This is a genomic window from Mycoplasma sp. 21DD0573 (assembly GCF_034863425.1).
In the GTDB taxonomy this organism is placed as follows: Bacteria; Bacillota_I; Bacilli_A; order Mycoplasmatales; family Metamycoplasmataceae; genus Mycoplasmopsis.
Genome location: NZ_JAYFEZ010000005.1, coordinates 1 through 17,213, shown reverse-complemented (window position 1 = coordinate 17,213; position 17,213 = coordinate 1). Strand labels below are relative to the sequence as shown.

The window sequence follows — 17,213 nt, the reverse complement described above, 5'->3', positions numbered from 1 at the left end:
GGTATCAAAAACCAGTTTTTAATTTTTTTAATTACTAAACTTGAACTTAATAAGGTTTAAATCCTCAGTTAATTTTTGATTATCAGAAATTTGTTTTTCTAATAACTTTTCAATGTTCGCAGGATCAGTCACATATCTTTTTATAGCAATGTCCAAGGCCTCTTTGTAACTTAGGTATCTTTTATACTCAGCATCATGGTAATCGATTGATATTAAATCTAATTCATATCTACCATCTTCTTTGTATTGTCTGAGTTTCTCAGGATCTTTTTCAGCTTCTTTAATGTCTCTCTTAGCTTTCTCTACACATTTAAAATTATCATCAACTAATTTATTGATTTCACTTATCTTGGTTGTTAAGAATGTTTTGATATTTTGTTTTCTATTTGAATCATTTTTCAGATTTGTAAGTATATTTGTTAGAAATTCATTTACTTTAGTGAATTTTGAAACATTAATTTGAAAATTGAATTGTAAGTTTGATTTTAAATTAGCTTTATATTCTTCTTTAAAATCATTAACCTGCTGTCTGATTTCATCAGTGATTCAACTTTCATTATACTCAGCAAGGGTTAATTTGTTTTCTCAGAAAGTGTTAATTACAAAATTATTAATGCTTGAAAATGATTTAAGTAACATTTCTTGGTCTGATGTAATTTGACTATTATTGCTTTCAATTTTTGCAAAATCATAATTTGGTTCAGAACTGTTTATAGTTAATATTTCATTTTTAACAGTGTTCAATCTAAAATCTGAATTTTGCTTTAAACTTCCTAAAGTTTCTTTTGCTGTTTGCAATTGAGTAAATCAAAATTTATTTTTTTCTTCTTTATTAGTATTAAAGTAACTTGAATTAATGAATTCATTATGAGCAATATTTGCTTCTTTGGTTTTTTTAGTGATCATTCAAAGTTGTTCACCTAAAAAGAAATCCTGAAGTTCTAATTTTGCTTTTTCAATTAATAATGGTTCTAATCTGTCGAAATTATTGTTATAAAAGTCTTTGTAAGATTGATATGAACCTGTTGCTCTATTAAGCACGTTTATATTTGCAGTTTGCATTTCAAGAACTTTATTGTAGATAATTTGTAAACTATCGGCTACAAATGTTATTGTCTTATAAATTTGTTCAATAGGATCTTCATCAATAATTTGATTATATTTTGTGATAGTTTCATCTATTATATCTTTGAGCTCATCTGAATTGGTTTCATTAATATAACCTTTCATATAGTTGAAAAGTGTTATAAATTTGTTGTATTTCTGAGTTAAATATTCGATAAATTTATTCCTAATTTCACTATTTGCTAGGCGTTTTAGTCTTGAAAGTAATTCTGTATCTGTCTTGAAATGAGCACTTAAATAGTTGTTAGTTTGAATTAAATTTGATTGAATTTGTCAATTTAGACTCATCAATTTTATACTTGATAAATTCAAACTAATTAATTCATTATCTAAATTATCTAAATATTGATAATTACTTTTAATACCTTCTAATTCAGCGTGATAGTTATTTCATAACTGGTCATTTTTAAAACATAAATCCTCAATTAATGGAACAAACTCTTCTACATTTGCTTTTGTTAATATGTGATTTTCAAGAAAGTTTATGATTTTTTCACATTCTAAAATATGACTTTCGACAATGTTATTTATTTTATTCAACACTTCTTGTTCTGTTGTGTTTAAATTGTGAAATTCAAAATTAGTTCATAAATTTTTAAATTCTTTAAGCCACTTAATTGATGATTTCATTTGTCCTACAACAAATTTCCTATATTGTTTTATGTTTTCTAAAAATTTATTCATATTTTGAGGTTCTTGAATAAAAAAGTCTTTGTAAACATTTCTACCATGCAATAAGGTTGAATTATGTCATTTAAGGTCAGGGAAATCTAATAAATGCATTTTTGCTTGAGCACTTAAAATGCTTGCCACATAATTTATTCAAGTATTTGAATTAGCATTAGTAAATGAACTAAAGTTTGATTGATTTAGTTCTGTTAGTGCATTAAATTTGCTAAAAATTGCATCTTCATAATTTAGAGTGTTTGACAATACTCTCGATTCATTTACACCTACAGGAGTATTAAAAATAGGTGCAGGTTGCACAATTGGTACATTGATTTTGCTTTTATTTTCTTTCTTTTCGATTGGCTCACTAGACACTGGTGCAGAATGAATATTTCTTACAATTAATCAAGTTCCTACACCGATTGAACCTGCGACCATTAGTGAACCCAAAATTGTTAGCCATTTATTTTTAAATATTTTTATTTTCTTCATTTTTCTCCTCACTTTATTAGTAAAAATGATCAAAAAAGAACTAAAAAAGAACATAATAAGCTTTTGAAAAATCTACATTTAATGTAAAATTGAATTTATTTATATATTTATATATAAATAAGGATTTTAATCAAAATTTGAAATTCAATAAAGGAGTACTATATGAAAAATTTAGCTTTAAAATACAAAGTTTTATTAGCATTAGGTATATTAGCTGGAGCGTCCGGTATTGCTGTTGGTTCAATTTACGGATATGCAAATAATTCTGACGAAAAGAATGGACCAACAAATCCGGTTGATCAAAAATTATTTGTAAACAACTTTAAAAAATTCTATGATGAAAATGATCAAATTAAACCTGAAGTTTGTGTTTTAGATCCACTTAAATCAAAAATTGTTGCTAATGTAGTTTCAAACAATGAAGCTTACAATGAATACAACTTTGTTGGTGAAACAGAAAAATATTCATTTGACGAATTTTTCAAAGAATATTACAAAAGATACAATGAATCATTCATATTAGAAGTTAAATACGGCTCATTCAGTTTTTACAATGAGTACGTTTTAGCTGTTAGACCAAAACAATTTATTGAATTTTCAAATTGATTTATGTCAAACGTATCTTGAGGTCCTGACCTCTTAACTTTAGACTCATTTAGAATTGTTCCAGGAGTTGAGCAAAATGGTAATGCTATTACTTTAGGGTCCCACTCAACATTGCACAAAGAATACAGTGAAATTAAATTCTTCCCTGATGCATTCTTTGGTTCATTACCTTACTACTCAACGGTTGGTGGTAGAGGAAATGCACAAGATGCGTTAACTTATTCAACATTTAATTATGAAGTTCCTAAAGCTGATGTTGATATGTTCTTAAACAACATTCCTTTAGCAACTGCAATTAAAAACTCTTCAATGCTACCTAACAATACAGCATTTAGAGAAATTACTATTCCAAGAAAATTAATTAACAAAGATTTCTTAGTTTACATTCCGGGTTCAGCACCACAACTTGATGTTGAAAAAATTCAAACAGTTTACTTGCCAAGTGACATTAGTTCTGAAGAATTTGCAAAAGTTGCAGAGGAACTCAAACCTAACTTTGGTACAGTTTCATTAAGTGACTTCAAACCAGTTATTATTAAAGATGTTAACAGTAATTACAATACAGAAAAAAAGAAAACAACTTTTGAAGTCTTCTTTGATTACAAAAATAAAGCTGACTCAGACGCGGTTAAAAACTTTGATAGAGATTCACTTTCAGAAACTGATAAAGCAAAACTTGATCAAGTTATTGCTGCTAGAGGTGACTTTAATGTTAGAACAAGTTTAGACTTTACAAGAATTTCAGAAGCTTCAGCAATTACATACAGAAACTTTGTAAAAGCTATAAATGAAGATATTATTCACTTCTTAGATTTTTATGACGTTAATTCATATGTTGGAACAAAACTTTTTGTTTATAAAGAAGGAGATAAAACTTATTACTTTGATTCATTTGTTAAAGCAATCAATGAAGTTCCTACTTTAAAAGATAAAACTTATGAAGAACAAAAAGCGTTAGTTAAAGAATGTGAAATTAAAGAGTTTACAATTCAAAACTCTAAATCAACACATATGCTTTCAGTTAAACTTGAAGACTCAAACAGATTTATCTTACGTGAACAATTTGTTGCAAGTGCTTCAAATAATTATTCACCAGCCGGATTTGCTCAATTTAAGGAAGCTGCTGGATATTTAGGTTCAATCACTCCTCTTATTTTAGGTTACACAAGTGAAGAAAAAGATGCTAATGGACAAACATTAAGAGGACTTGATTCAAGAAAATACCAGGTTTATACAGAGGTTTATAATGGACTTGCTGAAAAAGTTCTAGAAAAATACCCACACTTACTTAAATCATTAAACGGACCACACTTAGAAAAATCTGTAAATGCTAAAGGGGTATATGAATACAAAATTGTTCAAGGTGAATACAAAGGTGTTTCAGAATCAGATAGAATTGGACTTCCACTTGTTTTAGGAACTCTTATTGAAGACTTTGAAGGTATTTCAACAGACTTCTTAAAATATGTTGCAACTCACGAATATGGACATCACTACACACTTGATCAAGGTCAATCTTGAATCGATTCTAAAAACCCTATTTTAGTTGGTGGTCTTTCAACTCGTGGTGGAGCTAGCGACTCTTCATTCTACTCATACAAATCTCTTAAAAACTATTTAGAAGCTAGAACAAACCTTACAGTTATTAGAACAAACAGTTTAGGTGCTCCAACTGAAAACGGTAAATTCATCAAATTCCGGTTTGGTATCCTTGATGAAAATGGAAACGTTGTTTCTCAAGAAGTTGAAACTAAAAATCAAATGTGAGGTGCTGTAGGTGTGGCTGGACAAGACATCTACACAGTCTTAGCTAACCCACAAAGACGTTTCTTACAAGATTATGAAGGAATGATTGAAGCAGCTAAACTTAGAAAAGTTGCTCTAGGGGACTTATTTATTGCAAACTCATTTGATGAACAATCAGGAACACTTAACCCGGCAATTTCTGGAAAATCTAAAGTATTCAAAAAATTCGAAAATGGTGAAATTAAATTTGCACAAGTAACTGCTAAAAACGTTATTGAACAATTAACAGATGGTTCTGGACAACCTATTGCGCAATTTGTTGACTTTATCAATGATGATGAATTCAAAGTTAGAGTTTATGAAACTGAAACTGTAAATGACAAAACAGTTATTACAAAAGTTAACTTCAAAAAACCGGATGGTTCACCAGTTATTAATGTTCCTTTAAATGTTGAACTTGATACAGAAAGCTGAAACTACATTCGTTCACAAGAAAGATTAATTGTTCAATCACTTCAAGAAGTTATCAAAGCTGACTTATTCGATTCAGGATGAAACACTAATGCAACGAGATTAGGTGGTTCACTTGCAATTTACCTTAAAGACTTATTTAATGCAGTTGATTTAAATGACTACTTTAAATTATTTAAAAACAGAGGAAACCAAATTGAATACGATCCACAATACAACTCTGTTTTAGCAAACTTTGCTCAACCAGGTCAAGATGCACCTGAACAACACAGAGAAGCATTACAATACTTATCACTTCGCTCAAGTTTACAAGGTTCACTTAGAGATATTGTTAACACATTCTATGGTTATATAGACACAAAATACAAAATGCAAAATAGAGCAAACATTAACTCTGTTTTAACATTTGCAAACTACAGAGATTTACAAAACTCAACTAAATATACATTCCCATATGTTTCAAGCTCAGCATTCTTAAGTACATACACATACTCAAAAGACAGACTTAGTCAAACAATGAATGAGTACGCTACTGAATTGGGTCTTGAATCAGTTGATGGAAGATGACAAAATAACTTTTCTATTGCATTTTCATATGCTCTTGGAATTGCTAGATTAGGTAACAACTCATCAGACTTGTTTACTTACTTAGACAAAGACCAAAATATGTTAACTTTAGAAAACTTACGTGAGTTACTTACAAGTGGTCCAGATGCTTTTGATAAAACTGTGAAATATGTTGGACTTAATCCATTCTCATCAGCTTACAAAAAAGCTGATTCAAACTTAATTGAAGCTTTTGTTGCTAACTACAAAGTTAATGCAACAAGATTAGATACAAACAAAACTGCAAAATCACTTGGTTTTGCTTCACTTGATAAAATGATGGAATTATTATCAATTGACTACTCAAAAGCTTCATTTGATGTTGCTTCTAAATCATTCAATTGAGATTTAGATTATGTAAAATCAAAATTTGATTTAAACAAAATTAAATCAGTTGTATTAGCAGGTGACTTCACAGTTTCAACAGATAAAAAAGTTGAAATCGGTGCATCACAACAACTTTTAGCTAACTATGCAATGAAAGCGTTTAAAAACTCAAACTTACTTCTTGCAGTTAAAGACTTTAATGTTGCTACTGATTTAGTTGCTAACCAAGCATTCTTCTCAAAAGAATATGGAATTAGAATCGAAAGTCCTGAATTTAGAGAAAACTATGTTGAAGACGCTTCATTAATTAACCCAGAATCAAAATTACAATTTGATGCAGCTAAATTACAAGAATTCCTTAATGAACTTCTTTCAAAATATGGTGTAAGTGATTACAAACAATATTTTGACACTCAAGACTTAATCCTTTTATTAGGGAACATTACATTCATTAGAAACTTTGGTGTTATTGGAGAAAATCTTCTTATCGGTGATATTTACTACGGTGGATTCTCTTCAGGTAAACCATCAAGTGATGTATTCAACTACAATGAAACAAGAGTTGAACCATTATTAAATGACAAATTCACAGATTATATTTACTCAATTGCTGAAACATTAACAAGAGATTATGTTCAAACAACTTACTTACCAAGTTTTGAAAACTTTGGTAACTTACCAAAATTCTTAGGTGGAGTAAATGAATCAGTTACTGGACTTGATTACATTGTTGATGGGACTAAATTAGCTTACTTAAACGATATTAAAAATAGTCAATCAGATATGGTGCAAGGTATTTATGCAGCTATTCAATCACATAAATATAAAGAATATATTGCACAAACTTTAGATTTCCAAATTCAAACAAACATTAAGATCGCTGAATTCAAATCTAAAGTTGATAACTTAAAATTAAATTTAATTCCATCTGCTGAAGCTGCAATCACTGATCATAAAGAACAAATTAAATCTGAAGAACAAAAATTAGCTTCAATGCAACAAGGTAGCGACGAATACAATCAAACAGAACAAAAAATCGCTGACCTTAAAGAACAATTAGCTACTAAAGAGCAAGAATTCAATAACTTACAAGCAGAACTTTCAAGAACTAATATCGATTTAGCTAACGAATCAATTGAAAAGAATAAAAAACTTGTAACTGAATTCAAGGAACCGATTTTTGGAATCTGAAATGACACATCAATGCTTCAAAGAAATGAAGATGGAAGAAGAAATTCAAACTACTTTGGAAGCTTCATCTCAAATAACAATGGATTCTTTAAAGATAGATTTGAAAAAGAAAAAATTGGTATGGAACTTTATGATGAAAATAGAAATGCCATCCAAGACAACAACATTAGATTAAAAGACTTTGAAGGAAACAAAATTACTTCAAGACCTAAAGCATTCTTTGTTTCACAACTTCTTAACTATGGAGTTTCAGAAAGAACAATTTCAGGTATGTTCAGAAATAAAAAACTTGATGCAGTTGCTATGTATGGATACATTCCAAATCAATTAGCAGAGCAAGTTAAATACATTAAGTTCACTGACATTGATACAAATGAAGCGCACTACTTACCTGTCAACATTGATAAAACAAACAACATTTTCTATTATGAAAAACAAGGTGATGCAGATTCTAAAGTTACACTTGAACAATTAGGTTACCAATCTTGAATTTCTGATTATGCACTTATGTCTAAATACAGAAACTCATTATTAAAACCAAAACACAGATTCTATATTGATTTTGCTAATGAAAACAAAGATACAGTAGGTGGATTTACAATCGGTGACCTTGATGCAATGATTGAAAACGGTAAAGCTGATGAACAATCACCAATCAAGATAATGCCTGAAAAAGATGAAAACAACAACGACACAGGAAAAACAATTATTTACGTAGATTACCAATTTAACATTTCAGGATAATAAGGAGAAGAAGATGAAATTAAAAAATAAATTATTATTGACATTAACAGCAGCTTCTGCTCCTGTTGTCTCGTCAATTGCATTACTATCTTGTCAATCAGGTGGATTATTCACTAAATCAATTGATTATGATTTAGGATTAGCAACTGAACCAATTAACAACTTAAACTATGTTAGATATAAATCAATGGACAAAATTGTTCCATCATTAGTGGACTCATATTTAAAAACAGGTCCTACAGCTCAACTTAAATCATTACTCAACAAAGCTTCATACAACTTTGTTGTTATGGAAAATAGCACAGTTAAAGATTCAGCTAAATTTACTGACTACTTAAATGCATCTAGAAGTGAACTTTTAGATAATGATGGTAAAGGTAAAATTTCAAATGCATTCTATGGAATTGATAACTTCCAAACAGTGGGTGGATTAGCTGACTTATCAGATGGAAATATCCAAGAAAAAAGTACTATTTATGCTTACAGAAACCCTAGAAACCCTAATAACTATATGGCTATTACAGGGTACACTAGAAAAAAACAAAATATGTGATCTAACGGTGACTTTGTAACTTCAAATGACATCAGAGATTACTTAGAATACATTTTAGACCTTAACACAGGGTCTCAAAAATTAGACACAGTTAGAAAATACGGAATTAGAGCAGTTGATAAATTTATTGACGCTCAAAAAGAGTACCAACAAAAATTCAAACAATCATATAAAAACCCATTTGGACGTAGAGATTATGTTTGATCAGAAGTATTGAACAGATACATTCAAAATCCAAACCAAGAAGTGTTCACTTCACAAATCAAAGATGAAAATGGAAATCCACTTGATACTGTGGAAGTTGAAGCGATTAAGCAAGCTGCATTAGAATTTGGTTTCTATACAGGTCAATTATTCTTAGATTATGATAACGATTACATTGCAGAACACTTATCATTACCTGAAAACTCTTCTTTTGCTTTAGATAAAGAAGTTCAAGACTTTACAGTTTTAGTTAATGGTGAGAAAAAGCAAATTAAGATTGTTAAAAATATGTATGTAAACCCATATCAAGAGTTTAATAAAACAAACAAAGACTTACAAGGTACAATCAAAGCACTTTCAAGTAGCGAAAACTCATTCACAATGATTTTCGATGACACTAAAACACCTGATTTATCATATTTATTATTCACAATCCTTTACAACTTATTCCCAATCAATAGAAAACACGTTGAAACTGTTGCTGGTGGAATTGATAAATATGGTTCAGAACCTAAAACATTCTTAACATCAGGTCCATTTAAAATTGCACAAAATGGTGAAGGTATTCTTTTAGGAGATAACGGTTACATTATTCTTGAAAAAGATAAAGATTACTTTGACGCTGAAAACACAATTTCAAACAAAATCAAAATTATGTTCTCAACTAACAAGAACACAAACTCATTATTCTTTGAAGATGGTTTAATTTCACAAACATATATTCCTGCTTCAAAAATGAACCTTTATTGATCTGATCCTAAAATGAAAAAATACCTTAACAAAAACACAGGGTATGGAACAATTGCTTTTGCTTTCAACTTAGATAGCGAAACAAATGGAAATTCATATTTACAAGATCAAGATTTAAGAAATGCAATGTATTTTGCAGTTAACAGAGAAAAAGCTCTTAAATTCGTTGGATGAGATTTCTCATTCCCTGTTAACACTTGAACATCTTATGGACAATACAAAACATTCGATGGTAAAAACATTGAAATGTTCTTTGAAGGTCAAAAATCTGCAACTAAAAATGGTAAAGAATTTGACTTACAAAACTATGAATTCGTTGTTCACTTAGCTAAGTCATTCACATTTGAAAAAACTGAACGTAAAGATTTAACTCACGATATTCAAACAGCAAAATACTATTTAGATAGATTCAAAGCAAAACATCCAGAATTACAATCAGTTAAATTTGAATTCTTAAACAATGGTTCAGAAGAACAAAAGAACGCTGGTTTATTCTTAAAAGGTGCTCTCGAAACTATGTCAAATGGTTACATTTCAATTGAAACAAAAACATTACCTGAAAACATCTATGCAAGCTTTATTGAAAAAGGTGCATACCAAATTATTTATCAAAACTATGATAGATTAGGTGGTAATGGAGCACAGGACTATGTATCAGTATTCTTCAAACGTGATGAAGTTGATACAATCAACCAAAAAACAATTGCTTTCAAAGATAACCCTGTTGGTTCATACATTTATGGGGACTACATAGGTGAATTAGTTATTGAACAACTCCAAAAACAAGATGCTAGTGTTTCAAAACTTTCATTAATGCAATCTGACATTAATTGAATTAATAAGCTTATTAATTCAAACTCATTATCAGGTGACTATGTAAACATTGCATCAGATTATAATTCAGCAAAAGCTTCACAAAGTAGCAGTGAAATAGCAGTATTTGTTAAAAAATATGCAAAACCGGTTTCGCTTGCGCTTGCAAGTTTAAACGAAGCTAAAAAAGCAAGATATTCAGAGCAATATGTTGAAAACTTACTTGGGTATATTATTATTAATAACAAAAACATTAAAACAAACAGAATCAACAATGCATTTATTACATATTTAGCTACTGAATTTACAACAGAACAAATAGCTAACTTAACAAATGAAACACAACAAAGATTACAATTCAACCAAGAAGAATTATTAAGAAGCGAAAGCGCAAAACCAGATGATGCAATTCCAGTATTCTGAAATAAATTCATTGAGTTATCACTTCAACATCCAGATGAATCGATTTCACAATACACTTCAAGAATTAACTCATTCTTCTCAGGTAACTTCACAGATGAGGAACTTTTAGAAAACTGATCTCAAACAAGAGTTTACTTATTTATCGCAGGACTTGAAAAAGTTATCAGAGATACAGCAGTTGTAATTCCACTTATGGAAGTTGATACAAACTGAGAAATTACAAAAGTTGGAGGGGTTGATAGTTTATTCAGATTCTCACTTCAATATGCATACGATATGACAAGACCACCAATGGCAAAATTACCAAGAACTAAAGAAGGGAACTAATGAAAAAAGTACAAGTAGATAATAAAACTTATGAACTGAACGATAACAAAGTTATCTTCAGAAGTAAAAGAAATGTTGAATTAACACTTAAAGATAAACTTCTTTCAATTGATTCACCATTCTTAAAAACATCTTGAAAATTCTTCAAAATTATTGCTGAATTTATTGTTATTGGATTTATTGTTATATCAATTACATTCTTCTTAATTAACTCAGTTCCAGGTGAAAATCCACTTACACAAGGTAAGGATGAAACTGCAAGAAAAATTATTGAAGCAAAATATGGATTGAATCAACCTTTACTTACAAGATACTTTAAGTACTTAAACGGTCTATTCCACGGTGACTTTGGTATTTCTTATTCACTTTTCCCTGAGCGTCCTATTACTGAATTTATTTGAGATAGATTTTACAAATCATTCTTAGTTGGAATTTTCTCAGTATTCTTAACAGTTACAATCGGTATTTCACTTGGTATTTGAGTTGGTAAAAATCCAGGAGGACTTGTAGATAACGTTTCAACTGTTATTGTTTCAATTTTCTCATCTGTTCCTTCTATTATTTTCGCTTTACTTCTTGTCTTTATCGGACGTGTTGTCGGAATACCTTATGTATTTGACCAGTATAATTTTGCAACCTATATACTGCCTGGTCTAGCGCTTTCATTAGGAAGCATCATTGTTTATATCAAATACATTAGAACAGAGCTTAACAGAGAGCTTAACTCAGTTCACGCTAAGTTTGCTTACTTAAAAGGTGTGTCAAGAAACAGATTCGTTTGAAGACATGCGCTTAAACCTGCGCTATTCCCGATTGCTACATTCTTCCCTGCTGTTATTTTTGGATCGTTCATCGGAAGTATCTTCATTGAACAAATTTTCTTAATTCCTGGTTCAGGAGGTATGTTACTTAATGCTATTACTTCAAAAGACTACAATGTTATCTTATTTTTAATTGTTATGTTCTCACTTCTTACAGTTCTATCATATGCATTCAGAGATATTCTTTATGAAGCAATTGACCCAAGAATTAGAAGGAGAGGTGCTTAATGAAATTTAAAGAACATTTACACAAATTTAATTCATCAGTTAAGAAATTCTTCGAAAAGACAGCAAGCAAAATTAAAGGGCGTGAAGCAACTGCTTCAATGTCTAAAGAAGAATTAGCAACAGCACCAAACCCAATTACACAACCATTTGTGTATCAGTCTTGAAAAATTGTCGGAAAAATTGTAGACTTCCAAACTGATATGCATATGCAAGCTCAACCAAGAGTTTTCAAAGAATTTATTAACAGATTCTCAAGAAGTTTTGCCGGAGTTTTTGGTTTTGTTACATTAGTTTCATTAATCTTATTAGCAATTGTTATTCCATTTACAACACAAGATCCAAACGTTACAAGTGTTGATGATTCAAAACTTATTTTCAATACAGTAGATAGCAAGGGTATGTTCCACATTCTTGGAACAGATCACTTAGGAAGAGATTTTTGAGCTAGATTATGATGAGGACTTAGGTATTCAATTGCACTTGCATTTGTTGTAACAGCAATTGAGGTTGCTATTGGACTTACAATTGGAATTATGATGGGTCAATTTGAATTCTTTGACAAAATTATGACTTTCATCATCAAAGTTATTTCAATTGTTCCTACAATTATCATCCTTATCTTAATGACTATTATTATCAAACCTAGTTTCTGAGTTGTTGTATTCTCACTTTCACTTACATCTTGAACAGGTATGGCTAACCAAATTAGAGCTCAAGTTAAGCGTGCTAAATACTTTGAATGAGTATCAGCATCAAAAATCTTAGGTACACCAACTTGAAAAATTCTTAAAAATTATGTACCTGTTATATTACCTATTTTAATTACTCAATTAGTATTCACAATTCCTGGTGTTGTTTTATCAGAGACATCACTTGCATTCATCGGTCTTGCTATCGATGATGTTCCTACATTAGGAAACTTAATTTCTGAAGGTCAAAAATTATTCCCTGATTACTTAAGATACGTATTTGTTCCTTCAACATTCTTAATCTTAATTACAACAAGTGTTCAATTAATTGGTGCATCAGTTCAAGATGCATTAAGAAGACAAAGATAGGAGAGTTTTATGAAAAAAGATAATAACTTATCTAATCAATCAGAAAAACAATCATTCAAGTCTAAATGAGAACACTTTAAAAGAAAAATAAATGTTGCAATCACAAACGCTTTTTCTGGTATTGGATTAGGGAACAGAAAAAATATGTTTGATTGAGAAACATTTATGGAAAATGTTGAGTTCAAAGAATTTTCAGATGGAACAAAACTTAAAATTGCTGCAGAAATTAAAGACATTCACTTATCATTCTTAAACCCATCTGTACCAGGTCAAAAGAACAAAGTTCTCCGTGGACCATCTATTCAAATTTATGAAGGAAAAGTTCATGCAATTATCGGTGAATCTGGTTCAGGTAAATCAGTTATTACATCTCTTCTTTATGGACTTACAGGAGATAATGCTGTAATTGATAGTGGTGAAATTAAACTTTACAATAATCACGTTGAAAAGTTCTCAATGCGTGATTGAGAACGTTCACACTATAGAGGAAGAGTTGTTTCAGCTGTCTTCCAAAACCCTATGTCTACATTAAACCCAACTATGAAAGTTGGAGCACAAATTATGGAAGGTATGCTTGTTAACAGAGTTGTTAAAAACAAAAAAGAAGCATACGAACGTGCTGTAGAATTCCTTAAATTGACAAAAATTAATGACCCTGAAGCTGTTATGAAATTATACCCACACGAAATGTCCGGAGGTATGATTCAACGTGTTGTTATAGCTGCTATTGTTGCGCTTGAACCAAAAATATTAGTAATGGACGAGCCTACAACAGCGCTTGATCCAACAGTTCAAGCTTTAGTTCTTGAAGTTGTTAAAGAATTACAAGAAAAACTTAAATTATCAATCGTGTTTATTACTCACGACCTTGGAGTTGTTGCTTCGATAGCTGACTACATTTCAATTATGTATGCAGGTCAAATCATTGAAGAAGGAACTACAAGAGAAATCTTAAAATATCCACAACACCCATATACTTGAGGTTTAATCTTAAGTATGCCTGATGTTAATAATGGTAAAAGACTTTCAACAATTAGAGGTTCAGTTCCATCTAACTTAAATAATATTGTTGGAGATGCTTTTGCAGTTAGAAATGATTATGCACTTGGTAGAGATTTTGAAGTTGAACCTGACTTTTACTATGTTTCAGAAACACATAGAGTTAAATCAGCACTTTTAGATAAAAAAGCACCTAAATATACACCACCTGCACACATTGCAAAATTATGAAAGGAGTTTTTAGCAAGTTCTAAAAAATAAGTTATGAAAAAAGACTATTACATAGAAACACAAAAAAAATTCCTTTTCTGAAAAAAAGAATTCATAAGATATAACATTAAAGGTGTAGATGAAATGTTAAAAGTTCCTCAAGGTAAGGAAGTTTTAGCAACATTAAGAAACGTGGATGTTACATATGGTTCTCGTTCAAAAGCATTTAGAGCTGTAGTAGACTTTAACTTAAATATTTACAAAGGTGAAGTTTTAGGTATCGTTGGTGAATCTGGTTCAGGTAAAAGTACAATTGGACGTGCTATTATCGGACTTACACCACACAGCTTTGGCCAAATCAAAATCCTTGATAAATTATTACCTAAGAAAATGGTTAGAGGATTTAAGCTTGGTAAATCACTTAAAGAATATAAAGAAATCGTTAACTTTATGGTTAATAAAGTGCAAATGATTTTTCAAGATCCAGCTAACTCACTTAATCCACACGTTAATATTGAAACAGTTGTTTCTGAAGGTTTAACGAATACAAAGAACTCTAAAGAAATTTACTTATTTAACTACGACCAAGAGGTTGTTAAACATTTATACTCAATGATTGATAAAAAAGAATATCGTTCTTTATTTGGAAAGTTCAAAGATGAATTAGATCACAAAATTTCAATCAATGAGAACGTTGCATATGATGCTTTATATGTTGACTTTGAAAAAACAATCAATGAAACTTGAGGTTTATCAGAAGTTGCAGCTAAATTAGCTGAATACAAAGCAAAACGTGATGAATTAAATAAATTAACAGAAAATGAATGTAAAACAATTTTAGTTAAAGACATTCTTAAGAGTGTAGGACTTGATGAATCAGTTTTAAAACGTTATCCACTCGAATTCTCAGGAGGACAACAACAACGTATCGGGATTTCTAGAGCCGTTGTGCTTAGACCTACATTACTTATTGCTGACGAACCAATTTCAGCGCTTGACGTTTCTATCCAAGCACAAGTTGTAAACATCTTTAATGAACTTAAAGAAAAATATAATCTTACAATTGTGTTCATTGCTCACGACTTACGTATGGTTGAATATATTTCGGATAGAATTGCTGTTATGAATAAAGGTAGATTACTTGAAGTTGGTACAACTGAAGAAATTATGAAGCACTCACTTCATCCATATACAAAATCATTACTTGAGTCAGTTCCATCGATCGATTCTGATAAAGGTAGCTTGCTAGGATATGAATATAATCCTGCAATGCATAATTACACAGAAGATTATCAACCTGAATGAATTAAAATCAATGATAATCACTTTGTGTTAGCTACACCTAAAGAAGTTCAAGATTGAAAAAATAATAAATATTAATTTAAATTCAAATAACCTAACAAAACAAAATAGAAAGGAGGCTATATGAAAAAAATTAATAAAAGAATTTTATTTGGTAGTTTTTCATTAGTTTCAATGTCGTTACCAATCGTTGCTCTTTCTTGCAATAATACAAACAACCCACAACCGAATCCGGGAAATAATAAAACAAATCCAAATCCTGAAATTACATTCGAGCAAAGCAAAGCAATTGCTATTTCTCAAGTTGAATCATCATATTCAAACTTAACAGAGGAGCAAAGAACTAAGATTAAAGAATTAATCCAAGCATCAGAAAACCAAGAACAACTTAAAAACATTCAAACAAATGCTAATTACTTAAATGAATTAGTTTCAAGTTTAAAAGAAGCTGTTGCAGATTATTCAGATGTTAAAGCTAGCTACAAATATGCAAATGATGAACAGCAAGCTAGAAAAGATGCGTTCGATACTGCTTACAATAATGTTAATAATGTTGTAAATTACTTAGATTTTTCAAATAATGGAACTGCATTAAACTTTGATGTTGAGGCACTTAAAGCGGCTTACAATGATGCTAAAAATGCATTAGCTGGTCAAGAGGTTCAAAAAGATCCTAAACCAGCTATGTATACAGATGCAGCTACAAGATTTGGTAAATGATTCACACTTCCTGAAAGTCAAGAAGTTTCTTACACAATAGTTGATACAGCTAAACAATTTGAAGAAAACACATATGAAGTTCATACATTAGGACCACTAGTTGATGGAAAAAGAACATATCCAATTAAAAACTACAAAGCGGATGCACCGGAATTACCTAATAATATTGAATTTTCTGTAAGTGATTTCCAAACATATCAAAAAATGATTAAACTTAGACAAAAGGTTCTAGACACTTTCTTTAGATTAATTGTTAAATCAGATGGTAAGAAAGTTTATGAATTCTTCAACCACGATGCTGCTTATGCACCTACTAGATATTCAATTAGTAAATTAATGTTAATCATTGATAAATTAATTATTACAGGTAACATTTATGAAGAGTACTTAATTGAGTTAGAGGGTACAAAGGAGGATTCAAAAGTTAAATTGTTCCAAGATCCAGCACACAAATATTCATATTATGCTATCTTACCTAAAGCAGAGCAAATGAAAAACGCTGTGTAGTAAGTTTAAAAGTCAAAATTAAGTAGCTTATGCTACTTTTTTATTACAAAAAAGCACATTAAAGTTTATTTAATGCACTTAAGTTATGTGTTATTAGATATATTGAAAATTAGAAATGGAACAAATAAGAAAGGTTTGTATTCTTTTCCCACGTTTCCAATTTATGCTATAAAGTAGGAAACGTGGGATAACCAGAGATAATTAAAAATAATAATCTCTGGTTTTTATATTCTTTAGTTTATTAAATTCTGAAAAAGTTGATTTTTAAACCTGAGTTTCCAAGTTAAAAAGGGTTAAAAAACGAAAACACCTATAAATAAG

At 30.0% G+C, this 17,213-nt stretch carries 8 protein-coding genes; 7 read left to right on the top strand and 1 reads right to left on the bottom strand.

Features of this window, described 5'->3' with window-relative positions; genetic code table 4:
• Window positions 1–27 precede the first annotated feature (27 nt).
• Window positions 28–2,286 carry a hypothetical protein gene (locus tag VBM86_RS00955; protein ID WP_323189557.1) on the bottom strand — a complete coding sequence of 753 codons (2,259 nt, stop codon included), beginning with the start codon at window positions 2,284–2,286 and terminating at the stop codon, window positions 28–30.
• Between the two features lie 162 nt (window positions 2,287–2,448).
• Between VBM86_RS00955 and VBM86_RS00950 the strand changes: the two genes are divergently transcribed.
• From VBM86_RS00950 to VBM86_RS00920, 7 genes are read left to right on the top strand one after another with little or no spacing between them, the layout of a single operon-like run.
• Window positions 2,449–7,977, top strand: a complete 5,529-nt coding sequence (locus VBM86_RS00950; RefSeq protein WP_323189556.1) for a PDxFFG protein — start codon at window positions 2,449–2,451, stop codon at window positions 7,975–7,977.
• Window positions 7,978–7,990: 13 nt separating this feature from the next.
• Window positions 7,991–11,047 carry a hypothetical protein gene (locus VBM86_RS00945; protein WP_323189555.1) on the top strand — a complete coding sequence of 1,019 codons (3,057 nt, stop codon included), beginning with the start codon at window positions 7,991–7,993 and terminating at the stop codon, window positions 11,045–11,047.
• Window positions 11,047–12,096, top strand: a complete 1,050-nt coding sequence (locus VBM86_RS00940) for an ABC transporter permease (RefSeq protein WP_323189554.1) — start codon at window positions 11,047–11,049, stop codon at window positions 12,094–12,096. The genes VBM86_RS00945 and VBM86_RS00940 overlap by 1 nt, the downstream gene beginning before the upstream one ends.
• The gene (locus VBM86_RS00935; protein WP_323189553.1) at window positions 12,096–13,154 is read left to right on the top strand and encodes an ABC transporter permease; all 1,059 of its coding nucleotides are present in this window, start codon (window positions 12,096–12,098) and stop codon (window positions 13,152–13,154) included. Before VBM86_RS00940 ends, VBM86_RS00935 begins: the two co-directional genes overlap by 1 nt.
• A gap of 9 nt (window positions 13,155–13,163) precedes the next feature.
• On the top strand, window positions 13,164–14,414 hold the full coding sequence (locus tag VBM86_RS00930) for an ABC transporter ATP-binding protein (RefSeq protein WP_323189552.1): 1,251 nt from the start codon (window positions 13,164–13,166) through the stop codon (window positions 14,412–14,414).
• A 3-nt stretch (window positions 14,415–14,417) separates the two neighbouring features.
• On the top strand, window positions 14,418–15,743 hold the full coding sequence (locus VBM86_RS00925; RefSeq protein WP_323189551.1) for an ABC transporter ATP-binding protein: 1,326 nt from the start codon (window positions 14,418–14,420) through the stop codon (window positions 15,741–15,743).
• 45 nt (window positions 15,744–15,788) lie between these two features.
• A complete protein-coding gene (locus tag VBM86_RS00920; protein ID WP_323189550.1) occupies window positions 15,789–16,892 on the top strand; it encodes a variable surface lipoprotein in 1,104 nt (367 codons plus the stop codon).
• Window positions 16,893–17,213 lie beyond the last annotated feature (321 nt).